General features: G+C 59.2%; 19 protein-coding genes and 1 pseudogene. 9 read left to right on the forward strand and 11 right to left on the reverse strand.

Translation table 11 applies throughout. The features are described 5' to 3' along the window. Positions 1–283 precede the first annotated feature (283 nt). Positions 284–1,519, forward strand: a complete 1,236-nt coding sequence (locus DESLA_RS0102680; protein ID WP_028571284.1) for an inorganic phosphate transporter — start codon at positions 284–286, stop codon at positions 1,517–1,519. A 29-nt stretch (positions 1,520–1,548) separates the two neighbouring features. Further along, entirely contained in the window at positions 1,549–2,226 is a 678-nt protein-coding gene (locus DESLA_RS0102685; RefSeq protein ID WP_028571285.1) for a DUF47 domain-containing protein, read from the forward strand. 272 nt (positions 2,227–2,498) lie between these two features. On the opposite strand, the gene DESLA_RS0102690 is transcribed toward DESLA_RS0102685, so the two are convergent. After that, the gene (locus DESLA_RS0102690; RefSeq protein WP_028571286.1) at positions 2,499–5,156 is read right to left on the reverse strand and encodes a cytochrome ubiquinol oxidase subunit I; all 2,658 of its coding nucleotides are present in this window, start codon (positions 5,154–5,156) and stop codon (positions 2,499–2,501) included. Next, positions 5,153–6,226 (reverse strand): hypothetical protein, encoded by a 1,074-nt coding sequence (locus DESLA_RS0102695; protein ID WP_028571287.1) that lies wholly within the window; start codon positions 6,224–6,226, stop codon positions 5,153–5,155. The genes DESLA_RS0102690 and DESLA_RS0102695 overlap by 4 nt, the downstream gene beginning before the upstream one ends. A 535-nt stretch (positions 6,227–6,761) precedes the next feature. On the opposite strand from DESLA_RS0102695, the gene DESLA_RS0102705 reads away from it, so the two are divergent. Next, positions 6,762–10,022 (forward strand): PAS domain-containing protein, encoded by a 3,261-nt coding sequence (locus tag DESLA_RS0102705; RefSeq protein ID WP_028571289.1) that lies wholly within the window; start codon positions 6,762–6,764, stop codon positions 10,020–10,022. 33 nt (positions 10,023–10,055) lie between these two features. On the opposite strand, the gene DESLA_RS0102710 is transcribed toward DESLA_RS0102705, so the two are convergent. Together DESLA_RS0102710 and DESLA_RS0102715 are read right to left on the reverse strand one after the other, a co-directional pair. Continuing rightward, positions 10,056–11,456: a sigma-54-dependent transcriptional regulator gene (locus tag DESLA_RS0102710; protein WP_051434320.1), complete on the reverse strand. Its 1,401-nt coding sequence runs from the start codon at positions 11,454–11,456 to the stop codon at positions 10,056–10,058. 2 nt (positions 11,457–11,458) lie between these two features. After that, positions 11,459–12,964, reverse strand: a complete 1,506-nt coding sequence (locus DESLA_RS0102715) for a sensor histidine kinase (RefSeq protein WP_051434321.1) — start codon at positions 12,962–12,964, stop codon at positions 11,459–11,461. Positions 12,965–13,228: 264 nt separating this feature from the next. On the opposite strand from DESLA_RS0102715, the gene DESLA_RS21400 reads away from it, so the two are divergent. Both DESLA_RS21400 and DESLA_RS0102730 read left to right on the forward strand, forming a co-directional pair. Continuing rightward, positions 13,229–13,627 (forward strand): DUF4168 domain-containing protein, encoded by a 399-nt coding sequence (locus DESLA_RS21400; RefSeq protein ID WP_169732583.1) that lies wholly within the window; start codon positions 13,229–13,231, stop codon positions 13,625–13,627. Between the two features lie 30 nt (positions 13,628–13,657). Then, positions 13,658–13,933 (forward strand): hypothetical protein, encoded by a 276-nt coding sequence (locus DESLA_RS0102730; protein WP_028571292.1) that lies wholly within the window; start codon positions 13,658–13,660, stop codon positions 13,931–13,933. A 103-nt stretch (positions 13,934–14,036) separates the two neighbouring features. On the opposite strand, the gene DESLA_RS0102735 is transcribed toward DESLA_RS0102730, so the two are convergent. Further along, a complete protein-coding gene (locus DESLA_RS0102735; protein ID WP_028571293.1) occupies positions 14,037–14,381 on the reverse strand; it encodes a tRNA-binding protein in 345 nt (114 codons plus the stop codon). A 1-nt stretch (position 14,382) separates the two neighbouring features. Then, a pseudogene (locus DESLA_RS0102740) lies at positions 14,383–14,595 on the reverse strand (tautomerase family protein); the annotation flags it as partial. Positions 14,596–15,132: 537 nt separating this feature from the next. Between DESLA_RS0102740 and DESLA_RS0102745 the strand changes: the two are divergent. After that, positions 15,133–17,601 carry a sensor domain-containing protein gene (locus DESLA_RS0102745; protein WP_028571295.1) on the forward strand — a complete coding sequence of 823 codons (2,469 nt, stop codon included), beginning with the start codon at positions 15,133–15,135 and terminating at the stop codon, positions 17,599–17,601. Between the two features lie 164 nt (positions 17,602–17,765). On the opposite strand, the gene DESLA_RS18335 is transcribed toward DESLA_RS0102745, so the two are convergent. After that, on the reverse strand, positions 17,766–18,350 hold the full coding sequence (locus DESLA_RS18335) for a 4Fe-4S dicluster domain-containing protein (RefSeq protein WP_084031835.1): 585 nt from the start codon (positions 18,348–18,350) through the stop codon (positions 17,766–17,768). Beyond that, positions 18,343–19,452, reverse strand: coding sequence for an FAD-dependent oxidoreductase (locus DESLA_RS18340; protein ID WP_084031836.1), 1,110 nt, complete (start codon positions 19,450–19,452; stop codon positions 18,343–18,345). The genes DESLA_RS18335 and DESLA_RS18340 overlap by 8 nt, the downstream gene beginning before the upstream one ends. Positions 19,453–19,799: 347 nt before the next feature. On the opposite strand from DESLA_RS18340, the gene DESLA_RS0102760 reads away from it, so the two are divergent. After that, positions 19,800–20,117, forward strand: coding sequence for a carboxymuconolactone decarboxylase family protein (locus DESLA_RS0102760; protein ID WP_028571296.1), 318 nt, complete (start codon positions 19,800–19,802; stop codon positions 20,115–20,117). Positions 20,118–20,146: 29 nt separating this feature from the next. Further along, positions 20,147–21,499, forward strand: coding sequence for a dihydrolipoyl dehydrogenase family protein (locus tag DESLA_RS0102765; protein WP_028571297.1), 1,353 nt, complete (start codon positions 20,147–20,149; stop codon positions 21,497–21,499). 391 nt (positions 21,500–21,890) lie between these two features. Here DESLA_RS0102765 and DESLA_RS0102770 read toward each other — a convergent pair whose 3' ends face one another. Next, positions 21,891–22,415, reverse strand: a complete 525-nt coding sequence (locus DESLA_RS0102770; protein ID WP_028571298.1) for a type 1 glutamine amidotransferase domain-containing protein — start codon at positions 22,413–22,415, stop codon at positions 21,891–21,893. 309 nt (positions 22,416–22,724) lie between these two features. On the opposite strand from DESLA_RS0102770, the gene DESLA_RS0102775 reads away from it, so the two are divergent. Beyond that, positions 22,725–24,689, forward strand: coding sequence for an ABC-F family ATP-binding cassette domain-containing protein (locus DESLA_RS0102775; RefSeq protein WP_028571299.1), 1,965 nt, complete (start codon positions 22,725–22,727; stop codon positions 24,687–24,689). A gap of 103 nt (positions 24,690–24,792) precedes the next feature. On the opposite strand, the gene DESLA_RS0102780 is transcribed toward DESLA_RS0102775, so the two are convergent. Further along, positions 24,793–25,245, reverse strand: coding sequence for a PIN domain-containing protein (locus tag DESLA_RS0102780; protein ID WP_028571300.1), 453 nt, complete (start codon positions 25,243–25,245; stop codon positions 24,793–24,795). After that, positions 25,205–25,429, reverse strand: a complete 225-nt coding sequence (locus tag DESLA_RS0102785) for a hypothetical protein (protein WP_028571301.1) — start codon at positions 25,427–25,429, stop codon at positions 25,205–25,207. The genes DESLA_RS0102780 and DESLA_RS0102785 overlap by 41 nt, the downstream gene beginning before the upstream one ends. Positions 25,430–25,446: the final 17 nt, after the last annotated feature.

Consider the following 25,446-nt stretch of genomic DNA (forward strand, 5'->3'; position numbering starts at 1 on the left):
CCGTGACAACTTGGGACGACCTGGGAACGACCTGGAAGGTTTGTTGAGAGCCAAGCCAGGTCCGCGGAAGGAACCGATCTTCTGCTACAGGACCTTTGTTACAAGATGTTGACGATATTTTGACAAACAGGTGAAGATTCTATACTTGGCGGTTTCTCCATGGCCGTTCTTGAAGCTTTTTTCCACATCTTACGGCGGATACCCTTGAGCCGCAACGAGCTGGAGTCGGAGCGCCGATCATAAAGCTCGAAACATTTCCGGAACATAACCTACCCCATACATAATGGACCTCGTCACCATCGTCCTGATTCTGGCTGTTGTCGGAGGCCTGCTGATGGCCTTCAGCATCGGCGCCAACGACGCCGCCAACGCCATGGCCTCCTCCGTGGGTTCACGGGCCATCACCGTCAAACAGGCGGTGCTGATTGCTTCCACTCTGGCTTTCGCGGGCGCCGTGTTTCTCGGCGCCAACGTAGCCGCGACCATCTCCAGGGGGATTATCAATCCGGAGATGATTCCGGATCAAAATATCCTGATGTTGGGGATGTTGGCGGCGTTGCTTTCTGCCGGGTTGTGGGTACTTCTGGCCACGCTGTTCGGCTTTCCGGTTTCCACCACCCATTCCATCGTCGGGAGCATTCTCGGTTTCGGGTTCGTGGCGGGCGGGCCGGAGGTAGTCCGGTGGGGCACAATGGTCGGCATTGTGCTGTCCTGGATCATTTCACCGTTTTTTGGAGCTTTGCTGGCCTACCTGGTCTTTTCGCACATTCGCAAAAAAGTCTTGAGTGCTCGGGACTTTGTCCGCAACGCCAAGCTATGGGCCCCTTTTTGGCTGGCCATGACCGTGGTTTTGGTGATGACGTCCTTTTTGCTGAAGATGCCCATGGGCAAGGCCCTTGGAATCAGCGTCTACGCCATTTTCGGCTTTGCTTGCGTCGTGGCTGCGGTGGTCTGGGGCGTCGGCTACCTGGTGGTGGGCCGACTTCTGCACGGCGTGGAGCAGGGGCCGGAATCCATGGAGGAACTGTTTCGGCGGATGCAGATCGGCATGGCCTGCTACATGGCCCTGTCCCTGGGGGCGAATGACGTGGCCAACGCCATCGGGCCCGTGGCGGCTATTTGGGTTATCGCCCGAACCGGAGGTTTGGCGGCCACGGCCGAGGTGCCTCTCTGGCTTTTGCTGTTTGGAGGAATGGGCATTGCCGTGGGGGTTATGGTGCTCGGGAAGCGGGTCATGTCTACTGTGGGGGAACGGATCACTCTGCTGACCAACACCCGCGGTTTTTCCGTGGGCTTCGGTGCGGCCACCACGGTTCTGATGGCCTCGAATCTGGGGATGCCGGTTTCCACCACCCATGCTACGGTGGGCGGTGTGGTTGGAGTCGGCCTGGCAAGAGGTTTTGCCGCGGTGGATTTTCGGGTTTTGGGGAAAATTGTGATGTACTGGTTGCTGACCGTTCCAATCGCCGCCTTTACGTCCATTGTTATTTTTCAACTATTACGATGGTCCGTGTATTAAGAGCGGGCCGCACGCCCACGAGGTGACGTATGCGGGTTCGAATTCCTTTTTTGAGCATGATTGGCGGGCGTTCGCCCATGGACGGTCTGCTGGAGCACTACAGTCAGGTGGAAGCCGCCATGACGATCATCAACGAGTCGTTGTTGTGCTATATTGGTGGCGGCAGTGCGTGCAAGGAGTTCCAGCTTTTGAAGCAGGAACTGGATCAGCTTGAGGAAAAGGCGGACAAGATCAAGCGCAACACCCGCAACCATTTGCCCCGCGGTCTGTTCATGGCCGTGGATAAGACCTTGTTTCTGAACTACACCCGGGCCCAGGACAACATCCTGGACTCGGCCCAGGACGCTCTGGACTGGCTGAACATCCATACGGTGAAGATCCCCGGAACCTTGCGCACCGGCGGCTTGACCATGGTCGAGGGCGCGATTCGGACCGTGGAACTGCTCAAGCCGGCTCTGGAAGGGACCATCCGGCTACTGCACACGGACTTCGCGGACCGCCAAGCGGTCAAGGACGGCTACCGGGCCGTGCGCAGCCAGCACAACGACGTGCGCAAGATGAAGTCCTTGCTGTTTCGCGAACTGTTCAGCGCGGATATGGAATTCAAGGACGTCTTCCAACTTCTGCATTTTTTCGAATACATGCACGAGATGAGTCACAACGCCGAAGGCTGCGCGGACATCCTGCGGGCGATGATCGCGAGATAAAGGGAAGAAGTCAGAATTCAGGAGCCAGGAGCCAGAATTCAGGAGGTGGAGTGCCCGGAGGTTTGCCCTTCATTCCGTTTTGATTTGCGAAAAAATGAACAAGCTTTCATGTGGCTGACGGCCTCATGAAACACTTAAAAAAGGTAGCTCGCAAGAGCTGCCTTTTGTTTTTTCCGCCTGTAGGGGCGCGGCACGCCGTGCCCCTACAGGCTCCTGCATTCTGAGTTCTGACTCCTGAATTCTGACTCCTGAATTCTCAATTCCCCCTCATCTCAATACTTCACCGTATTCGGGTGGTGGAAGTCGTAGTACATTTCCTCGATGTGGCAGACCGCGCAGTTGTCACGGCTGCCGATCACGCCCTTGTTGCCCTGGTATTGCAGGGGCTGGACGGCGTCCAGGTCCGGGTGGAACGCGTTTACTGCCGGGTATTCGGCGTGGGTGGGGCCGTGGCAGGCCTGGCACATCAGGCCGGATTCGTCGGTGCGCAGGCGGTACAGTCCCGAAGGGCCGCGGACCCAGTCGTTGAAGGCGGAAACGTCGCGACTTACGGGGCGTTCATAGTCCACGTGGCAGGACAGGCAGTCCGGCTGGTCGTTCCACGGCGTGCGCGGGTTGATGTCGTCCACCGTGCTGACCACCCGGGGCCGCAGGTCGCGCATCAGCCGCTGGGCCTGGGGCTTGCCGGCCTCTTGTTCGCCCTTGAGCAGGGTCAGGGCGTGGTCTTCCAGGGTGCCGTGGCAATGGGTGCAGGTCAGTCCGACCTCACTGGCGTGGACCCCTCGGGCGCAGTACGTGAAGCTGTCCGGCCCGGTGGGGTGGCAGGCGTGGCAGGGTTCCGGGCCGGGGCGGTCCAGCAGGTAGTGGACGTGGAAGCCGTGGATGGCCGCGGGCAGATTCAGCCGCTGGGGGTCGCCCTCGGCGTTCAGCAGCGGATCCGGGTGGCAGCTTTGGCAGAGTACCGGATTGCCCTGTTCGGCCTGGGCCAGCAAGGTGGTTCCGTGGCGACGGTCATGCACGGCCAGGACGTCCGAGGCCGTGTCCGCGGCAATGCCCATGGCCCCGTCCCGACGCCAGGTTCCGCCGTGACAGTTGTGACAGCCCACCTCGGTGGAGACCGGGGCGACGGCCTGGGTCATGGCCAGCAACTCGCCGGTTTCGGCGTTCCGGGCCTCAATGGTGAAGATCGGATAGGGATTCAGGGAGCCGTCGTCCGCATAGGGCAGGACCGGAATTCCGCTGGCCATGAAGGTCCGGAAGGTCGGGTTGAGGGTCATTTCCCCGGTCAGTCCCATTCCGGTGGGCCCCACGTTGCGCGGCAGTTCCTTGCCGATCAGGGAGTCCGCGTAGTCCCAGAACTCCACCTGGGAGGCCGGGTCCCTGGAGCCCGGAGGCGCGGTGTAGGTGATGACCACGTTCTCGGTGACGATTTCCGGCTGGAAATCCCGGCGGACCAACTGGGCGTAAAGCGTACTGCCCGGGGGCAGCAGGGACCAGTGGGCGTCGCAGTCCGTGATGCACTTTTCGCCCAGGTTGCACCAGGCCAGCAGCACATACTCGTCCTGGTCCGGATCAAAGGGCGGGATGGTCACCTCGGCTGTTTGTTCCGGTCGTTGAGGCAGCCCTTGATCCGGAAGGGGCGCTTCCCGCTTGTGGACCGCGTGAACCAGAAAGTTGGCCAGGGCGTCGCGTTCCTGGGGCGTGCCCGCGAAGCGGGGCATGTATTCGTAGACCCGGCCGATGCCGGAGATCATCGCGTCCATGCCGAAGACCCCGAACTTGGCGGTCAGCGGACGGATGTCGTTGAGCGGACCATCGATGGAATGGCAGGACGAACACTGCCCTCGGAACAGCTCCCGTCCGGCGGCCTGCTTGTTGGCCTCGGTGATTTCCCGGTGTTGGGTCCACTTGGCGGACTGGAGGTATCCGGCCTGGGTGATGGCGTCCTCGGTGCCCTTGATGATGGCGTTGGAGTACATGTGGCCGTAGATCACGTAGGGTCGGCGCCCGGCCTCGCGGATCATCTCGAAGCTGCCCATGTAGAACAGGCCGATGGCCAGCAGGACCAAGGCCATGGGCCGTTTGATCCCCGCGGGCATGCGCACGGCCATGATCAGGCCGCCGATGAACAGCAGGGCCGATATCCACAAAAAGCCCTGGAAGTAGGGCACGATTTCCGGGTTGCGGCCCAGGATCATGGCCGTGGGACCTTCGGGCAGGATGGACACGTACCACCAGCCGGAGAGCAGCAGAAAGCCGAAGGGAACCAGCAGCCACTTGGCGCAGTGCCGGACCAGGGTTTCGCGCAGTTCCGGGTCCTTTTCCCAGGTGGCGGTGACAAAGCCGTAGAGTCCGGCCAGGATTAGGGCGATGAAGGTCCGGAAGGCCAGGGCCGGCCAAAAGGACGGATTAAAGAAGCCGTCCCAGAAGTCCCGGGTGGTCAGCCAGTCTCCGGGGGTGAGCATGAAGCCGATGATCCCGTTGATCATGAACAGGGACATCCAGGCAAAGAAGAAATACAGCCAGCCGATGAGCATGTGCCGACGGGGCTCCATTTTACCGAAGGTGTAGAAGTAGACGAAGATGGCCACGATCTCGGCCAGAAAAAAGACCCACTCGATGGCCCAGGCAAAGACGAAGGTGTGGATCAGCTGGGAGGTGGCCGCCGGGGCGACCAGGGAAATGGTGAACCAGATGCCCACCCCGGTCAGGGCCCCGAAAACCAGGGTCACGATCAGGAAGAACTTGGCGTGGCGGTGGGTGTAGTCCAGGATGCCTCGGTTGTTTTCCCGTAAGCCCTTGCGCTCGGTGAGCACCAGAAACAGCCCCCCGCCGATGGCGAAGTGGGCGATGAAGACATGGATGATGGCGATGACCGCGATGAGCAGGCCGCCGCCGGCCCAATACAGTTCCCAGACAGGATAACTCATGAGCGCACCTCCTTCCCGGCCATCGCGCCTTGTTTGAGCATCCAGGCAATGGCCCCCAGCCCCAGGACCAGGGTGATGATGAACAGGATCAGGGGCAGCTGTTCATTGGTCACGACCCGGTCGCTGACCTGAAAATACGGGCTGAGATAGGCGTCCCGAAGCAGGTCGCGCTGGTAGACCATCACGGAAACCGTGGCTACCAGCAGGCCCGTGGTCAGGTAGACCTTTTGGCGCATGGCCGTGATCACGCTAAGCACGGCCAGGGAAACGCCGACCAGCAGGACGGCCGTATGCAGGTTCGATCCGCCCATGAACAGCAGGAGAATGGGTTGGGGCAAGGCCACCAGAAACCAGATGCCCACGGCGACCTGGACCATGGTGGCGTAGGCGAACCAGGCCATGCCGTGGGTCACCCAGCGCCGGGCGTCGGGTTCGCCCCGGGCGGCCTTGTGCTGCCAGAGCAGGGCCAGAAACAGCCCGGCCACGGCCAGGGAGGCGACCACGAAATGCAGGTAGCGGGGGATCAGGGTGGGATCGCCCAGGTTGAGCAAGGTCCCGTCCGGTCGATCAAAATAGCCCGGCCAGACATCGGGCCTGAGCATCAGGGTCATGTTGTTGGTGTAAATGAAGGCCGTGGCCAGCAGACAGACCGCGGTCACGGCGATGAACACCGTGCGCAGCGCCCCCAGGGAGACGTATTTGAAATCGTAGATGTAGGCGCTGACATAGGCCAGCATGACCAAGCCGACCACGGCCAGCCAATACACGGCCATGAGCACGCTGCTGGTGTACAGGAACTGACCGTAGAGCACCTGCAGGAACAACAGCGGAGCCACACCGAAGTTTACGGTGAAGGCCACGATGAACGGCAGCTTCCGGGAAATATCCACGGTCAACGGCTCGGTCTCGGCCTTGCCCCGCAGGTGGTGGACCAGGGCGATGACCGACGAGCCGAGCATGACGTTCATGAACAGCAGGTGGATGATGAAGGTGAGCAGCAAAAAGCCGTAGAACCAACCCCATGCAACGGGAATGGGCAGGGCCTCGGGGATCAGTGCGGCGGGGTCCATAATGCGTCTCCAGGTTTAGCAGTCCGTTGAAAAACTCCCAATTGCTGCGTCGCTGCAAAAAGTTCAAACTCTCACGTATGAATAAATACGCTTCGACCTTGAACTTTTTTTGCTCCTTGCACTTGGGGTTTTTGAACGGACTGCCGGATAAGGACTTTTTCAACACCCAGTTAGTGTGCGGCAATACCGCTACCTTCATCATGCCGGGGAATCAAGCATGGCTGATGAGGATCCATTTCCGGCTTCAGGAAGGGCCGAAACGCGGCGGCCTGTGGCAGATCAAGGAACTCCGCGTCTCCAAAATCCTTGAAACAGTTCCTTGTTTTCATCACTTCATGTTTTATTCAATGAAGTGGAAAAAGAGCCTCAAAAGGGACATTGCAGGTTGTTTCGTGTTGAGTCGTTTTTTGCTAAAAATCTCACAAATCTTATTCAACAGAAGTCTCTCCAGGCACCCCGCGTCTTCGACTTCTCCCATTCTCCCTACGGGCCGAAAATAAAAACTGATCATGTCAGAATCACAATGGAGCTGCCCATGTACGCCACCCCACCTCTCAGGTGCAATAACGAACCTCCTGCCGGCCTAGATTTTCGGAACATCTTCGACAACGCCCCCATCGGCATTTTCACGTCCACGCTAGATGGCCGCTTCACCTCGGCGAACCTCTTCCTGGCTCGAATGTTCGGCTATGAGTCGCCCGAGGTGTTGTTGGAGTCAGTTACGGATATTGCCTCTCAAATCTATGTTGACCCGGAAGATCGAAAGCAACTCTCGCGACTCCTGGAAGTTCACGATACAACGATTAAAAATGAATGCCGATTCCGTCATCGTGACGGGACGGTATTTTGGGGCAGCAGGAACGTACAAGCTGTCAGGGAGCAAGACGGAAGAGTCGTGTCTTATTTTGGTTTTATCACGGACATTGCCGGAATTTTTCAGGACGTTGCCGAGCAGAGGAAGATCGAGAACGATTTGCGGGTGAGCGAGGAACGGTTCAGATTAAGCATGGATGCCACCAGTGACGGGGTCTGGGACTGGGATATTCAGACGGACCAAGTCTATTACAGTCCGGGTTATGTCAGGATGCTCGGTTATGAGGCCAGCGATGTTCCCGGACATCTGAACTCATGGCTTGATCTTATCCACCCGGAGGACAAGCAAAAAGCCATTGAAGCGAACAGGGACTGCATTGAAAATAGAATTGAGTCCTTTGCTGTCGAATTTCGCATGCAAGCCAGGGATGGAGCCTGGAAATGGATTTTTGGACGTGGCCGTGCGGTGACAAGGGATGCATCAGGCCGGGCAATTCGCATGATAGGCACCCATCAAGATATTACCGAGCGCAAGCAAAATGAAGAAAAGTTGCTGGTGTACAAGGCGGCAGTGGAACAGTCCATCGATGGTATCGCCTTGGCTGACATGGATGGTGTTCTTCGGTTTGTGAACAAAGCATGGGCAGAGATGCACGGCTACTCTGCTGAAGAACTCGTCGGCCAGCACCTGAGTGTCTCCCACACTCCGGAGCAGATGGAGCATGAAGTCGCTCCTCATTTCGAAACATTGATCACAACCGGCTCGTGGCAAGGCGAGTTGGGGCATGCCCGCAAGGATGGGTCAACGTTTCCGGCGTACATGACGACGACAGTCCTTAGAGGGGAGGATAAGCCGCTCAGTGTGGTTGCTACCGTCCGCGATATTACCAAAAAGGTCAAAATTCGTGAGCGACAGCGTTTCCACAATCACTTCCGCGCCCTGACGGCTGAAGCATCTTCGCGCTTTGTACTGATTCATGATGGCGATACCTTCGATGATGCTGTTGGCTACGTGCTGGAATCACTGGGAAAACTGTTCGATGTGGACCGAAGCTATCTCTTGCGCTTTTCCGAAGACCTCTCCACGATGACCAATACGCACGAGTGGTGCGCTTCCGGTATCTCTCCACAAATTGACCGCATGCAGAACTATCCCACAGACCACTTTCCTTGGATGATGCGTCGCATGAAAGGACTGCGACCGGTGCATATCCCTGATGTGAACGAATTGCCGGACGAGGCAGCCGCGGAAAGGACGGAGTTTCATTTCCAGGACATCCAGTCCTTGCTCTGCCTGCCAATATATTGTGACCAGAAGAAGCTGATCGGTTTCATGGGCTTCGACGCCGTCCGCTCGCCTCATGTCTGGCATTTGGAGCAGATCGTCCTGCTCCAAATGCTTGCCGAGATTCTCGGAAGCGTGATCTCCCGCATGGAAGCCATGAACGCTTTGGCAGAGAGCGAAGCAAGGTTTCGCTTTCTGGCTGAAAACGCCGGAGACTTCATCTATAAAATGACTCTCCCGGATGGCGTATATGAATATGCCAGCCCCTCTGCCAAGGCAGTCACAGGATATGCCCAGGAAGAATTTTATGACAATCCGGGATTGATCCACACGATTATTCATCCTGAAAGCCGCGACTATTTGAACGAGCAGTGGAAATCCGTTCTCGAAGGCGATGAGTCTGGTTTTTTCGAATACCGGATTGTTGATCCTCATGGAGATGTCAGATGGCTTTCCCAGACCAACACCTATCTGAAAGACGATAGCGGGAGCATCATCAGCTTGGCTGGCATTGTCCGTGACGTCACCAAAAGTAAAAATGACGAAGAGGCGATACGCAAGCAAACAGCACTGCTTGAAGCCATTTTGGACAATATTCCGGACATCATGAGCGTCAAGTGTCCGGATATGAGCATCATTCGTTACAACAAGGCCGGATATCGTTTTCTTGGCAAGACCAAGGAGCAGGTTTACGGCAGAAAATGTTACGAAGTCATTGGCAGTAAAATGATGTGTCAGCCATGTGCAAGCCGTGAAGCAATACTATCGAAAAAAATGGTGGTCTTGGAGCAATACTTGCCTGATCTGAATAGACATATGAACTGTCGGGCCAATCCGATTCTGAATGCGGACGGCGAGGTTGAATATACGGTGGAACTGATACAGGACATCACGGATCGCAAGCAGGCGGAGGAGAAAATCAACCACATCAATCAACAGCTTCACCAAGCCAACGCGGAAAAGGACCAGCTTCTCGCCGTCATTGCCCATGATCTCAAGTCCCCCATGTCCGGCATCGTGCTCTCGATGGAAATGCTGGCCACCCAACCTGGGGTAATGTCCGAAGTGGAGTTCCGGCTCCTTGCAACGGAACTGCATAAGACCGCCAGAAACACCTTCGAATTGATGGAAGACCTCCTGCAATGGGCGCGCTTGCAACAGGGAGGCATCAACTACTCGCCCACGCCGTGCAACCTCAAGGATATGGTCGACAGGACAATCTCCACGGCCCAAGGCGTAGCCAAGGGCAAGGACATCGGCATCCGCGTGGACATTGCGCAAAACCTGCGTGCCCTGATCGACCAGCCCATGATCAGGACCGTGATCCGCAATATCCTGTTGAACGCCCTCAAATTCACCCCGCGCGGCGGAGAAATCGTCATCAGGGCTCAGCAGACCGAACAACATGTGACCATGGCGATTCAGGACAACGGCATCGGTATGGACGAACGGGTTCTGTCCTCTGTCTTTGCCCTGGGAGAAGCCAAAAGGCGACTGGGCACTGAAGGCGAAAGTGGAACCGGCCTGGGGCTGATGCTGTGCAAGCAGTTCATCGAACGGCACGGTGGACTCATCTGGATTGAGAGTTCCCTGGGACAGGGCACCACTGTGTGTTTCACCATCGCGGCCGCGCCGGACCAGGCTGCGGCCATCATGGCTGTGGACTCTTGGCCGGCACGTCCGCCAACAGGCAGGTGATGCCGGCTGGATCAGCAGGGGCTTCTGTTCGTGTCAGTCCTGCTCGAGCTTCCGGTAGAGCGTGCGGCGGTGGATGTCGAGGATGGCGGCGGCGCGGCGTTTGTTGCCGTTCACTGCGTCCAGGACATGGCGAATGTAGTGTTGTTCAGCCTGGGCCAGGGTGGGCAGATGTTCTCCGCTCGCGGCCATGGCCGTCAAGAGCGGGGCTGATTGCAAGGTCGGCTGGCTGCCGCCGTCCCTGATCCGACTGGGAAGGTGGGCGGGTAGAATGGTGGTCCCGTCGCAAAAGGTTACGGCTCGTTCCATGGCGTTTCGCAGTTCGCGCACATTTCCCGGAAAAGAATAGTTTTTAAGAATATCCAGGGCTTTTTGATCAAATCCTTGGATGCTCTTGTCCACTTGGATGCTGAATCGACGCAGGAAGTGACCGGCCAACAGCTCCAGATCGTCACCGCGTTCCCGCAAAGGCGGGAGTCTGAGGGTGAATGTCTCCAGACGAAAAAAAAGGTCCTCGCGAAATTTTCCGGCCTCGACCTCCTGCTCCAGGTCCCGGTGGGTGGCGGCCACGGTGCGGACATCGACCTGTTCCTCCTTGTCCGCCCCCACTGGGCGCACTTTGCCGTCCTGGAGGATGCGCAGCAGCTTGGCTTGCAGGAAGAGAGGCATTTCGGAGATTTCGTCCAAAAACAGGGTCCCACTCTCGGCTTCGGCGAACAGCCCCCGCCGAGCCTTGCCCGCGCCGGTAAAGGCGCCGGCTTTGTGGCCGAAAAACTCGCTTTCCAGCAACTGTTCCGGGATGCCGGCACAGTTTACGGCCTGAAACGCCCCTTTTCGCGGGCTGGCCGCATGCACCGCCCTGGCCACCAATTCCTTGCCCGTTCCCGACTCACCCAGGATCAGCACCGGCCCATCGGCTCGGGACACGCGGCCGATCTGCTCGAAAAGGCCGCGCATGGCCGGGCTTTGGCCAATCATGCCGTGAAAGGCGTCCTGGCTCAGATAATCCCGGATGCGTTGAACTTCCTGGCGCAACGCCCTGTTTTTCAACACCCGAACCACCGTCAGGATGAAGTGGTCCAGATCCAGGGGTTTGGTCAGGAAGTCCTCGGCTCCGGCCTTGAGCGCCTCCACGGCCTTGGAAATACTTCCAAAAGCCGTGATCAGGAGAAAGTCCGGAGGGTTGTCCATCTCCTCGCTTCTGACCCGTTGCAACAGCTCCAGACCGTCAATTCCCGGCAATCGCAGATCGCTGACCACCAACTCCGGGTGCCATTCCTGGATTACGGCCAGGGCCTTTTCGGCATTGTCCACCCAGCGGGCGGTGAGGTCGTGGTCGTCCAGTTCCTGACTCAGGAGCTGTCCGAAAGACTGATCGTCCTCGACGACCAGCACCTTGCTGCCGCCGACATGCTGCTCTGTTTGGCGCGGTGCCATGCTCATCTCTCCTCAACACGGATCGTGGGTTGGTGGTCAACGGGCAGCCAGATGCGAAAGAATGCTCCGCCCAGCCGACTCTTGCCGACATCGATGCCTCCGCCGTGGTCTCGAAGAATACCGTGAACCACTGCCAAACCCAGCCCGGTGCCATGGCCGACGCTTTTGGTCGTGAAGAACGGTTCAAACAACTTGGATTTTATTTCATCAGCAATGCCCGGACCGTCGTCATCCACCTGCATCCACGCCTGGTCGCCTTCCCTGCCCCAGGAAACGACGACCCGCCCACCGGAAGCGGACTGGACGGCGTTGCGGATCAGGTTGACCAGGGCCTGCTCCATGCGCACCGCATCCAGGTTGATCTGGAAGGTTTCATTTGTCTCGTTCAAGGGAAAGGCCGTTTCCAGATGAGTCCGGTGCTTGTCGGCTTCTTCGCTTGTCGCGGACAAGGCGGAGCGGATCAGTTGCACCAGGGAGGTCGGTTTTTTGCGTAATGCGTTGCCGCGACTGAAATCCAGAAGCTGGCGGATGATGTGTTCCATACGGTCTACTTCCCGGCGAATGTCGCGCAGCGTCTCCACGACCCCGGCGTCCAGGTCGGCCTTGCGCAAGGCGCGTTGCGCCTTGCCGCTGACGACGCTCAAGGGCGTACCCAGTTCATGGGCCACGCCGGCGGCCAGCTGCCCGATGGCGGCCAGTTTTTCGGCCTGACGCAATTGGGCCTGCAATTGGACCTGTCTGATGCGTCGCTCCCGGAGTTCGGCCTTGGCCTCTTCAATGGTATCCAGCATGCGGTTGAATTGCCGACCGATGGTCACGATTTCCCCTGGTCCGTGGGGCCAAAAACGATGGCCCCGGTCCCCCTGGGTCACCCTGGAGATGCTGGTTCCCAGGCTGGAGAGGTGGCGGCCCAGGGCGCGGTGGTGCCCGAAGAGCACGAGCCCGGACATGCCCAGCAACCCCAAGCCCAGACCCAGTGCGACGCGGACGCGAAGAGCCCGGACATCCTCCTGGATGTCGCTTTTTCGCCGGGTCAGTTGGAGCAGGCCGTTGACCTTGCCGCCGGAGTCGCTCAGCGGAACGAAGTACGAGAAAACCTCTCGCCCGGCCACATGTCCGTACTCCCCGCGCTGCTTGCCGTCCGCGGCCAGCTCGGTCAGCCGGTCCTGCTCCGGCGTTGGTTCGCTTCGCCCGGCCGAGGCGATCAGGCGCCCCTGCCGATCATACACATACGCACTGTAGACCCTGCCGATGGAAAAGGCGGACTCTACGGCCCTCAGGACGCTGCCTTTGCGGTCCAGTTCCATTGAGTGGCTGAGCGGCAATTGCAGCGCCCTGGCCACCAGCTCCAGATCCTTTTGCATCCGGTGCTCGATATTTCGCTCCACGAGCTGCAGGAGCAGGTAACCGGTCAGCCCCATGGCCAGGGCCAGGGGCAGGACGACGGAGATGACCAGGGCTGTACGCAGACTGAAGTAGTCGGACAACGCCGGAATACGAGGGAGCATGATCCTCCTAAGCTTGGACTGGGATGAAGTTGCACATGTGGCTTTTTTATACATATCAAATGAGCGCATTTCAAGGACGATCAGGGTGGACATTGTTTCCGCTTCGTTTGGCAACATGCGTCAATATCTTGTATTATATGTGTATTTTTAATTTTTCTTGTGGTTGCGAGGGAGACTGTTTCGGTTCTGGCACGGTGCATGCTTAAAAAGGGATGATGCCGCTTGATGACCTTGCGGCTCAAATTCTTTCGGAGGTTTTTGAAGATGAAGAAGTTAATTTTGCTGCTGACCGGATCGACCCTCACCTGTTTGCTCGTTTTGGCCTTGAGCGTGGGCGTTCACGCCCAAACTGGTCAAGCCGAAGGACAGCAGATGATGCAGCAACCTGGAACCACGGCTCAATTCAGTGATGCCGAGCTTCAAAAAGTAGCGACCGCATACCTGGAAATTCATGAGATTCGCATGGAATTGCAGGAAACCCTGGCCGGGGTGACTGATCCGGAGTCCGCACAGCAAATGCAGGAGCAGGCGGGAGCCGCCATGGTCCAGGCCGTCCAGGACAGCGGGTTGGACGTGGACACGTATAATCAGGTCATGCAGGAAGTGCAGGTGAGCACCGAGTTGCAGGAAAAGATGGCGTCCAAGCTGGACCAGATGCAGTAGAACGGAGTGAACCTGAATGGAGGAACGCTGATGTTCGGTAAAAAGACCGTTCCCTTGTTGATTCTGGCAATGGGGATGTTTTTGGGATCTGCTTGCGGCCCGGACCCGGAGGAGTATGAAATACCGGCCAGGCCTGGAGAAAGCCCTCCGGGGTACGAACTGCCGCCTGGTCAGGAGCGACCCCAGGAGCGTTCATTGATGCAGCCTGAAGCCCCAATGGGAGAGTCGGAGCCAGGTCAGGGCTTGCAACCCAATGGACAAGGTCGGGAGCAAGGCGTGCCGTTTGATGCACAGCCGAAGCAATAACGTTGAGTCACTAACCAACCACCAGCTTACAGCTGGTGGTTGGTTATTTGTGTTGCGTAGAGGTCGACATTGACTGGGTGTCGGTGACCTCTCGTTTCAACACTCACCCCAGCTTGGCCCCGTTGGGGACGGGCTTATCCGGGACGGCCAGAATCACCCCTCCGTCCGGGCGGTAGAAGCCGGTCAGCAGGAATTCGGACCGGATCGGGCCGATCCGCTTGACCGGGAAGTTGGTTACCCCGACCACCTGCCGACCGATGAGTTCCTCCGGTGCGTAATGGTCCGTGACCTGGGCACTGGTCCGTTTGCGGCCGACTTCCGGGCCGAAATCCACCTCCACGATGTAGGCCGGTTTGCGGGCCTCGGGAAAAGGCCGTGCGTCCACCACCGTGCCCACGCGTATCTCCACCCGTTCGAAATCTTGCCAGGAAATGGTCTCCTCGGCCATTTCACCCCTCCTTCCGCTTGCGGCGCAGGGCGGTGACCGGTACCCCGCCGATGCCCCAGTTGTCCGTCTCCACCTCGTCGATGACCACCACCGTGGTCTCCGGGTTCTTGCCCAACACGTCGGCCAGCAGTCGGGTGACGCCCCGGATCAGCAGGTCCTTCTGTTCCGCTGTGGCTCCCTCCCTGGTGATCTTGATGTTCACGTACGGCATGGATTTCTCCTGATTCGAATGAGTTTGTAACTACTCAGCACAGAGAGTAATTCTGTTGCCGGGGTCGGAATCGGGATCGGAATCGGGATCGAAAACGCTGGGATGCGTTCTAAATTCTTCATGTTTCGATTCCGACTCCGATAGCGAAGCGCCGACCCCGATACCGATTGCCGGAGAAGAGCGGACACAAAATGTACTGAGTAGTTACGGCTATGAAAGACCGGGCTTCTCGGCATGCTCTCTGCAGAGAAGCCCGGGTGTCGCCCTTGGATCGACCGCGCTTCCGGCGCACGGGACCGCGGGGATCATGGTCAGGCCACGGCTTTTGCGATTTAAGCGGCGATCGGTTTTGGTCGCCCTGTTTATTCACCAATCAAACAAAATTGTAACATGATGTTCATGAATCTTACAAATCCAATCACTCATTCCGTATCCAGCGCCGAGGGCGTTCGGGTTTCCGAAAGCGTCGTCGGGAGTGTTTTCGGCGATGCCTTGGCTCCGTTTCCCGTTACCGCGTCCGTTCTTTTCGGTCCAGAGGCGATGGAAGCCAACCTTCCGGAAGGCGCCGAGGCCTTTATGCAGCTTTTCGCCGGATCACCCAATGCCGTGGTTCTGCGCGACCAGGAGGGCCGGATGGTCGTCCACAACGCCGTTTTCGAGCGGATGTTCGGGCCGCTGGGCGCACGTGCCGCCGGGGAGGCGAAACCGCGGTTGCGGGATATATTGCAGCCATGCACGGGGTTTGATGTCCAGGCTGAGCGGGTCTGGAGCGGTGATGCGGACTTTCAGGGCGTTGATGTCTGCTGGCGGGCAATTGGGGGCCGGACCGTGGAAACCTGCGCCTCCCAGTTTTCCATTGCCATGGCCGATGGCCGCCGGTTTTCCTGGTGCATCTTCGTGGACATCTCCGACCGCAAGCAGGCGGAACGAATGCTTCAGGACGCGGAAACCAAGTACCGTTCCATTTTCGTCAATGCCGTGGAGGGCATTTTTCAGACCACCCCGGACGGGCGCTATCTGGACGTCAATCCATCCCTGGCCCGGATTTACGGCTATGCCTCGCCCCAGGAGATGATCCGGGCCTTCCGGGACATCAAGACGCAGCTCTACGTCGATCCTCTGCGCCGGGACGAGTTCGTGCGGGTCATGGACCAGAATCACGAGGTCTGGGACTTTGTCTCCGAGATTTACAAAAAAGACGGAAGCCGGATCTGGATTTCGGAAAATGCCCGGGCCGTGTACGATGATCGCGGAAATATCGCCTACTTCGAGGGGACCGTGGTGGACATCACCCGGCGCAAGCTGGCGGAAGAGGCCCTGGAAACCCAGCGGGAACTGTTCACTCAGTTGTTCGCCAATTCGCCCCAGGCCATCGTGCTCACGGACATGGACCGCAACGTGATCAACGCCAACCAGGCCTTTGAACGGCTTTTCGGGTTCCGGGCCGAAGACATTCGCGGATTTTCCATCCGCGGTTTCATCGTGCCCGAGGAATTGATGGCCGACATGGAAACCTTCCGCGCCGCCGTGCTCTCGGGCAACTCCATGCAGGCCGAGACCCAGCGCCGCCACAAGGACGGTCGGCTGATTCCGGTGTCCATGATCGGTTTCCCGTTGATGGTCCGCGGGGTCATTCAGGGCGTGGTTTTCATTTATCAGGACATTTCCGAGCGTAAGGCCTTTGAGGAGCAGATCACCCATCAGGCCTTTCACGATGGCCTGACCGGCCTGCCCAATCGCAGCCTGTTCGCCGAGCGGCTGGCCCGGGCCGTGGAGCGGGGCAAACGACGCACGGACTACCATTATGCGGTGATCATGGTGGACCTGGACAAGTTCAAGGCGGTCAACGACACCCTGGGCCACCAGGCCGGCGATGACCTGTTGATCGAAGTGGGCCGTCGGCTGTCCGGATGCGTCCGGTCCATGGACACCGTGGCCCGGCTGGGCGGAGACGAGTTCGCGCTGATTCTGGAGGAATTGGCCTCGGAGGAGGAAGCCCTGACCATTGTCCGGCGGATTGAGGAAACCCTGCGCCGGTCCCTGGTGCTGGTTTCCGGTGAAGTCCGGCCCGAGGCCAGCATCGGGGTGGTCATGCACTCCGGGGAGTACGCCCGGGCCGAGGATATCCTGCGCGACGCGGACATCGCCATGTACCGGGCCAAGGAACTGCGCTGCGGCAATCTGCTCTTCGACCGCTCCATGCGCCTGGAACTGCAGGAATCCATGAACATGGAAAACGAGCTGCGTCTGGCAGTAGGCGACGAAGCCTTGGCCGTGCACTACCAGCCCATCATTCGCGTGGACGACGGCGGGCTGGAGGGCTTCGAGGCTCTGTTGCGCTGGAATCACCCGACCATGGGCCAGGTGCCGCCTTCCCGGTTCATTCCTCTGGCCGAAGAAACCGGGCTGATCCTGCCTCTGGGCCGGTTCGTAATGCGGGAAGCTTGCCGTCAGTTGGCTTTATGGCGTGAAGAACTGCCCGGTGGCACCGATCTGTCCATGAGCGTGAACGTCTCCTGCCTGCAATTCTTGCGGGATAATATCGTGGATTACGTGGCCGAGGTGCTCCGAGATCTGGACCTGAAGCCGGAAGCCCTGAAGCTGGAAATCACCGAAACCGTGCTGATGCACGATCCGGCCCACACGGCCCGGGAGCTGCAACGGCTCAAGGACCTGGGCGTGCGGATCGCCATCGACGACTTCGGTACCGGCTATTCCTCCTTGAGCTATCTCCAGCAGCTGCCCATCGATCACCTGAAAATCGACCGCTCCTTCATCAGCGGCACCGAGCAGTCCGAAGGCAACCCGCACATCGTCAACTCGATCATCTCCCTGGCCAGGGCTCTGGGGCTCTCGGTCATCGCCGAAGGCGTGGAGCGGGAGGAACAGCTGTCCTGCCTGCGCGATCTGCGCTGCGACAACGCCCAAGGCTTCATGTTTTCCTGTCCGTTGGACGCAAAAGGGGCAGCGGGGTATATTGCGCGCTGTTTTGAGGAGCGGGAGAAATAGCCGATAAACGATCCGTTCGCGAAGGTGCTTCTTCAAGGAGTCAAGGTCGAAATCGCAATCGAAATCGGTATCCCCGTCATTCTTTGACCAGCTGATTTCCTCGATTTCGATCGCGATTTCGATTTCGAGTATTGCCTCGGAGACAGGGCATCAGCCAAGATCGGTCAACCGTTCTGTTCTTCCTCCTTTTTCGTCGTGCCTGCCGCATAACCTTCCACGCTCACGGATTTTTTCATGGCCCGCAGTCCGACCTGGGTGCCGAACCGTTCCGGGTGCATGTGGGACTGGACGATGCCCTCGGCCACCCGCTGGCGCAGTTCGGCCTCGATTTTTTCCGGGGAGCCGAACAAGATCGCCCCGCAGGGACAGATTTCCACGCAGGCCGGCGTCATCCCTTTGGCCCGGCGTTCGGCGCAGAGATCGCATTTGGCCACGGGATTTGGGCCGGTTCGGGAATGGGAGATGGCGGCAAAGGGGCAGACCGAGAGGCAGACCATGCAGCCCACGCAGGCCTTGGGCTGGAGGATGACCGCGCCTTCGTCGTCCTGGTAAAAGGCGTTGACGTTGCAGGCCTTGAGGCAGGCCGGGTTGGTGCAGTGGTGGCAGCTGATGGGCACGGTGATTCCGTCGCTGGTCCGGGTCATGTGGATCCGGGGCTGGCCGTACAGGTACCCGCAGACCGCCTCGCAGCTTTCGCAGCCGATGCACAGGTTGTAGTCGATGTACAGGGTTTTCTTGGACTTAGACATCGGCCACCTCCTTCCGGGACGCCTTGTTCTTCGTGTCCCCGGTCGTTTCCCCCGCCATTTCCCCTCTGGGGGGGGCCGCATCCAGCGGATGGGCCTTGATCCAGCCGTCCAGGGACTCAGCGGCCTTCAGGCCGCTGAGAATGGCCCGGCCGATCTTGGACGGCCCGGTGAGCACGTCCCCGGCCACGAAGACACCTTCGAACTTGGTCATCTGCAGCCAGCCATGGCCGTCCTTGGAAATGTCCTCCAGGCGCAGCTCCCTGGGAAAGGGGTTGGTGGGCACCTCGCCGATGGCCGCCACCACCAAGTCCACGTCCAGCTCCTGTTCCCGTGTTTCCTCGCCTTGGGTGAAAACCAGTCGCCGGGCTTTACCATCCCCGACGATTCGCTTCGGGGAGGTTCGTTCCACCCAACGCACCCCGCGCTGACGCAGGAGCTTGATCTCCATCCGTCCGGCCGGGGCCTCGTCCACCGTCTTGCGGTAGAGCAGGGTGATTTCCTCGGCTCCCAGGCGCAAGCAGCTTTGAACCACGTCCACCGCGGACAATCCCGCGCCGATCACCGCCACCCGTTGTCCTTCGACTTTTGGAGGGGCGACCAGGGGCGTCTGGGTCGGGGATTGAGTCATCTTGCAGGCCCGCAAGGGAAAGAGAAACTCCAGTGACGTATAGACTCCGGACAGGTCTTCGCCGGGGATGTTCAGTCGTCGCGGTCGCCAACTGCCGGTGCAGATCAGCACGGCAGCGCATTCATGCAGCAGTTCGGACAGACTGACCATTTCGTCCACGAATTCATCCCCGGACTCGCAGACCTTGTCCTGGGTGCAGATCTTCGTACAGAAATGGAACCGCACGCCGTACTCCTCGGCAAGCTTTTCAGCGGCGTCCTCGATGCGCCGGGCCGGAATCCGGAAGCCGGGAATGCCGAAGACAAGCAGTCCACCGGCCTTGGGCAATTTGTCGTAGACATGCACCTCATACCCGGCGCAAGCCAGCCAGCCGGCCGCGGACAACCCGGCCGGCCCGGACCCGACCACCGCCGCCTTCAACCCGTTGGGCGGAGGCGGCGCGGAACAGAGAAACGCGTAGTTCATGGTGTTCATTGGCATTGATCCTCTTGAGAAAACGGCTATCAGTCCGTTGAAAAACTCCCAATTGCTTCGTCACCGCAAAAAATCCAAACTCTCCCGTATCACAACTACGACCTTGAACTTTTTTTGCTCCTTGCTCTTGGGGTTTTTGAACGAACTGCCGAGAAGGACTTTTCAACATTCAGCTATCGTTCGATAATGAGACGAAATAGAGGCTGCTGGATAACCTACTCCTTCTTTGCTAGATTGCAAGGCTGTTGGCGCTATTGCGCGGTGAGCGGCCTGAGTGGAAGGATATGCGTCCTCTACGGAGCGGGCCGCCCGTAATCCCTGATCATAACCTCAAGAAGGAGATGCAAATGTCCAAGGACAAATTGCCGAAGAATTTTCAGAAGTTGCAGCAGAATCATCCCGACTTCATGGCCGCCGTGGGCAATCTGGGCAAGGCCGTGCGCGAGGCCGGTCCGCTGGATGAGAAGACCATCAACCTGCTCCAGATGGCCGCAGCCGCGGCTCTGCGCATGGAAGGGGCGGTGCACAGCCATGCCCGCCGGGCCATGACCGCCGGGGCCACGGAAGTGGAAGTGCGCCACGCCCTGATCGTGCTCACCTCGACCATTGGCTTTCCGGCCGTGGCCACGGCCACGAGTTGGGTCAACGACGTGAGCGAAGATTAAAAAAAACGAAAACGGAACCTGGAGGCGAAATGCAACGGCACGACGTGATCGTCATCGGATCCGGAACGGCCGGGTATACAGCGGCCCATGCCTGTCGCAAGGCCGGAAAGAGCGTCCTGGTGGTGGACAAGCGGCCCTTTGGCGGAACCTGCGCCATGCGCGGCTGCCAGCCCAAGAAGATTCTGGTGGCCGCGGTTCAGGCCGTGCATGGGGCCAATGCCCTGCACGGGCAGGGCGTGACCGGAGAAAGCCGCTTGGATTGGCCTTCCTTGATGCGCTTCAAACGCGACTTCACCGATGCCGTGCCCCAGGGTACGGAGCAGGGCTTCCTGGACGCCGGGATGCGCACGGCCCACGGTCTGGCCACGTTCGTTGGCCCTCGCCGATTGCGGATCGGAGAAGAGGAGCATGAAGCCGGGCATATCGTCATCGCCGCCGGGGCCGTACCCAGAAAACTGAAGATTCCCGGCGACGAGGTGCTGCTGGACAGCGACGTTTTCCTGGAACTGGACGCGCTTCCGGAAAGCATCGCCTTCGTGGGCGGCGGATTCGTCTGCTTTGAATTCGCCTTTATCTGCGCCCTGGCCGGGGTGCGCACCACGGTCATCCATCGCGGCGACCGCTTTCTGCGCAACTTTGACCCGGACCTGGTGGCCTTGCTTATGGAGGCCGGCAAGGCTCGGGGGATCGAGTTTCTGCCCGAAACCAACGTTGTCGCGGTGCGCAGGGATGGACGCGATATCGTGCTTGACCTGGACGGGTCAGGGCCGACGTCCCTGCGTGTTCAATCGGCCGTGGCCGCCGTCGGGCGGGTGCCGGACCTGGACGGGCTGGGGCTGGACGTTGCCGGAGTCAGCGAAACCCCGAGAGGGATCAGCGTGAACGCCTTCATGCAAAGCGTCTCCAACCCGGCTGTGTATGCCGTGGGCGACGCTGCGGATGCGCCGTTCGCCCTGGCCACCACCGCGGACATGGAGGCCGAGACCGCGGCGACCAACATTCTTCAGGGCAACACCACCGAGGCGGACCACGTAGCCGTTCCCAGCGTCGTGTTTTCTGTTCCGTCCCTGGCCACCGTGGGCATGAGCGAGAAGCAGGCCCGCCAGGCCTCAGTGGAGCAAGGCTTCAAGCTCACCGTGAATACCGCCGACGCCACGGGCTGGATGACCTCCCGGCGTATCGGCCAGAAGCACGCGGCCTACAAGGTCATCCTGAACAAGGACGCCGGAACGATCCTGGGAGCGCACCTGCTGGGCCACAACGCCGGGGAGATGATCAATATTCTGGCCCTGGCCATCAAGTTCGGCCTGACCAGAACGCAGCTCAAAAGCCTGCTCTGGGCCTACCCGACCCATGTTTCGGACATCAAGTACATGATTTGATCGGGATGGTTCAAAACCTGTTGACATTGGAAGAATTAAACCGCCCGCTTCGCTCAGGACACGGAGGACGCCAAGAAGAGATTTTGCCTTCCGCTGGGTAACTACTTAGTACATTTTGTGTCCGATCTTGCTCCGGCAATCGGTGTCGGGGTCGGCGCTTCGCTATCGGAGTCGGAATCGAAACAGGAGGAATTTAGAACGCATCCCAGCGTTTTCGATCCCGATCCCGATTCCGACCCCGGCAACAGAATTACTCTGTGCTGAGTAGTTACTCCGCTGGAGAGATGCGGAAGGCAAAAGGCTCGCCGCCTATCGGCGATCTTTTCCTTTGCGTCCCTGGCGTCCTGAGCGACCATCGGGAGCGGGCGGTTCGTCTGAATGCCTGTAACGATCAGACCCGGCCCAAAGCCCCAACCACCGCGCGCATGAAGGCCGGCAGATCGTCCGGGGTGCGGCTGGTGATCAGGCCTCCGTCCTCCACGACCTCCTGGTCCACCCAGTTTGCTCCGGCATGGATCAGGTCGTCCTTGATGGCGAAATACGAGGTCACTGTGCGGCCCTGAAGGATCTTGGCCGAGGCCAGCATCCAGCCGGCGTGGCAGATGGCGGCCACGACCTTGCCCTGGTTGGTCAGTTCCCGGACCAGCGAAACCATGGCCGGGTCGCGGCGCATGAAGTCCGGGGCGTACCCCCCGGGAATGACCAGCCCGGCGAACTCCGCCGGGTTCAGATCCTTGGCCGCGGCCGTGCTTTTGGCTGTGGTTCCGACCTTGCTGGAATAGACCACCCCGGCCTTGGCGCCGACCACCTCCACATGAGCCCCGGTTTCCAGGAGCCGGTAGTAGGGGTAGATGAACTCGTAATCATTGAACAGTTCCGCGACCATGATCATGACCTTCTTGCCGGACAGTTCCATATTCTCCTCCAGTGTCACCGCGCGAACGCGGGTTGTGGTTGCGTGACGCTTTTTCCAAAACACCGCCACGGTATCCCAAAACAGATCGAGTCGCAAAATGCGTGTTTTTTCTTCACGAATTTTGTTGACAGCTGATGTGAAAGCCTTGGTTATATTAACCTTTCACAGCTCTGCCTATTGACAAATACTCTATTTTTTGATCAATCCTGACCCCTGACCCCTGACCCCTGACCCCTGACCCCTGACCCCTGACCCCTGACCCCTGACCCCTGACCCCTGACCCCTGACCCCTGACTTTCCAATAGAATTATGTCCAAACTCACCATTCATGCCCTGACCAAGTCTTACGGCGGTCGGGATATTTTCAAGGATTTCAATCTGGAAATCGTCGGCGGAACCCGCCTGGCGGTGGTCGGCGCCAACGGCGCGGGCAAATCCACCTTGCTGCGCATTCTGGCCGGAGAATCCCACCCCGACAGCGGACGGGTGATTTTTTCCACCGGGGCGCGTCTGGGGTACGTGGCCCAGGAACTGGACGCGGGCGACCTGGAGCGCGGGCTGTTGCCCTGGGTCATGGACGCCCTGCCGTCCTGGGCCGGGTTTTGGCATCGCTGGGAAGAGGCTGTTCAGCGCCGGGATGAAGCGGCCTTGAAGAATCTGGCCGAGGAGCAGACCGTGCTGGAGCACCAGCTCGGCTACAGCCCGGAACACCGGGCCAAGACCATCCTCTGCGGCCTGGGCTTTGCCGATGCCGATCTGGGCAAGCCGCTGCAAGCCCTGAGCGGGGGCTGGCGGGAGCGGGCCAAGCTGGCCCGGGTGCTCACCGCCGGGGCGGACGTGCTGCTTCTGGACGAGCCCACCAACCACCTGGACCTGGAGGCCGTGACCTGGCTGGAGGAATATCTGCTCGGGTTTGACGGCGTCCTGATTTTTGTGGCCCATGACCGGGTCTTTCTGGACAAGGTGGCCACCCAGACCCTGTATTTAGGCGAAGCCAAGCCTATTCTCCGGCCCGGCACGTTTTCCGAATTCCTGGCCTGGCGGGAAGAGATGGAGCAGCAGTGGGAGCGCCAGGCCGCGGCCATTGACGATAAGATTCGTCATCAGGCCGTGTTTATCGACCGTTTCCGGTTCAAGGCCAGCAAGGCCCGGCAAGCCCAGAGCAAGTTGAAGAGCACGGACAAGCTGCAGAAGGAACTGGAAGAACTGCGCGGCCAGCGCCCGGAAATCCGGGCCAAGACCCTGTCCTTCTCCCTGCCGGAACCCAGCCGGGGGGATCAGACGGTTTTGGCCGCCGCGGATCTCGGTTTCGCCTTTGACGACGGTCGACCGCTCTGGCCGCCGCTGACCTTTCAGCTTTACCGGGGGCAGAAGGTGGCCCTGGCCGGACCCAACGGCGCGGGCAAGACCACGCTGCTCAAGCTGATCAGCGGGGATCTGGCGCCGAATACCGGGCGGATCAAGGTCGGCCCGAATACGGTCATGGGCTATTTCAGCCAGCACCAGACTGAAATTCTGAATCCGAAAACCTCGGTCCTGTCTGAAATGCGTCGCCTGGCCGGACCCAAGGCCAGCCATTACGAGGTCTGCTCCATTCTCGGGCTGTTTTTGCTGGGCGAGGAGTACTGGGAACGTCCGGTGGCCGGCCTCAGCGGCGGGGAGAAAAGCCGCCTGCTGCTGGCCTCCCTGTTTGCGGCCCGGGCCAATTTTTTGGTCCTGGACGAACCGACCAACCACCTGGACTTGGAAAGCCGGGAAGCCTTGATTCGCGCCCTGGAGGAATACACCGGGACTCTGATCTTCGTGGCCCACGACCGCCGCCTGCTGGCCGAGGCGGCCCAGGAAGTCTGGGCCGTGGGGCCGGAAGGACTGCACGTGTTCTCTCGCGGGTACGATGAGTATGAGGAGCATCGCCGCGCGACCCTCTCCGAGTGCGTCGTGGAAAAGCCTTCCCAGGTCGGCAAGGTTTCACGCCAGGAGGACAAGGAACGCCGCCGGGCCGAGGCTGAGCGCCGCAACGCGCTTTCCCGCAAGCTCAAGCCGTTGAAAGCCGAATACGTCCAGGCCGAGTCCGAACTGGAAACGGTCTTGACGCGCCAGAGCGAACTGGAACAAATCCTGGCCGATCCGGAAACCTATGCCCGGAGCGAGGAATTTACCCGTCTGAGCAAGGAATATCATGACGTTGAGCAACAGGCTGAGCGTCTGATGCTTCGGTTGGAAGAGTTGGAAGGCCGGATCGGGGAAGGAGAGAGGGCCGTGGCGGACGCGTGAACAAGGACAGGGCGCTACTCGTTACAATTTAGGAACGTTGAGGCTGCCCTGGTCTGTTTGGTGAATGGCCGCCTGAAGTGGCTCTTGGCCATTCCTTTCGCGATCAATCCGTCGTGATCAGCGGATTGATGGCCACGACTCCGCGATATGTCTGGCCGGGGCTGAGATCTTCGGAATAGAGATATTCGCAGTTGGCTTTTTCAGCGGCGGCAATGATCAGTGAATCCCAGAAGGAAAGCCGCGACAGCATGCTGATGTCAATGGCCTGTTCGATCAACTCCAAGTCATTGTTGACGATTTCCATGTTGCGAAAGGTATGGATGATGTTTTTAACGATGAATGGGTCGGCCTTCAGCTTGGTTGTGGCCACGACATAGAATTCGTTGATCACCTGCGTGGAGATGACCGGCTGGTGAGTATCGGTGAGGGTTTTCAGGATTGTGCGAGCCTTGTCTCGTTTCAGAGGCTCCTTTTGGTCGAGGGCATAGACAAAAAGATTTGTATCGATGAAAATTTTAGACACGATACAAATCCTCTCGTGACCAAGTCTGTTCACCGGAAGCCACATCCGCTTCATCCATCAGGGCAAACGTGTTTTCGAGCCAATTGCTTTGCTTCTGGGCCACGGCTTGCTGGACCAACTTCCGGACGAAAAGATTGAAAGATATATTGTGCGACCGTGCGTACTCCCTTCCGGCCCGCAGCAACTCTTCGTCCATCGAGAGGGTGATGTTCTTCATGGCGCACTCCTTTTTTA

Source organism: Desulfonatronum lacustre DSM 10312, from assembly GCF_000519265.1.
GTDB lineage: Bacteria > Desulfobacterota > Desulfovibrionia > Desulfovibrionales > Desulfonatronaceae > Desulfonatronum > Desulfonatronum lacustre.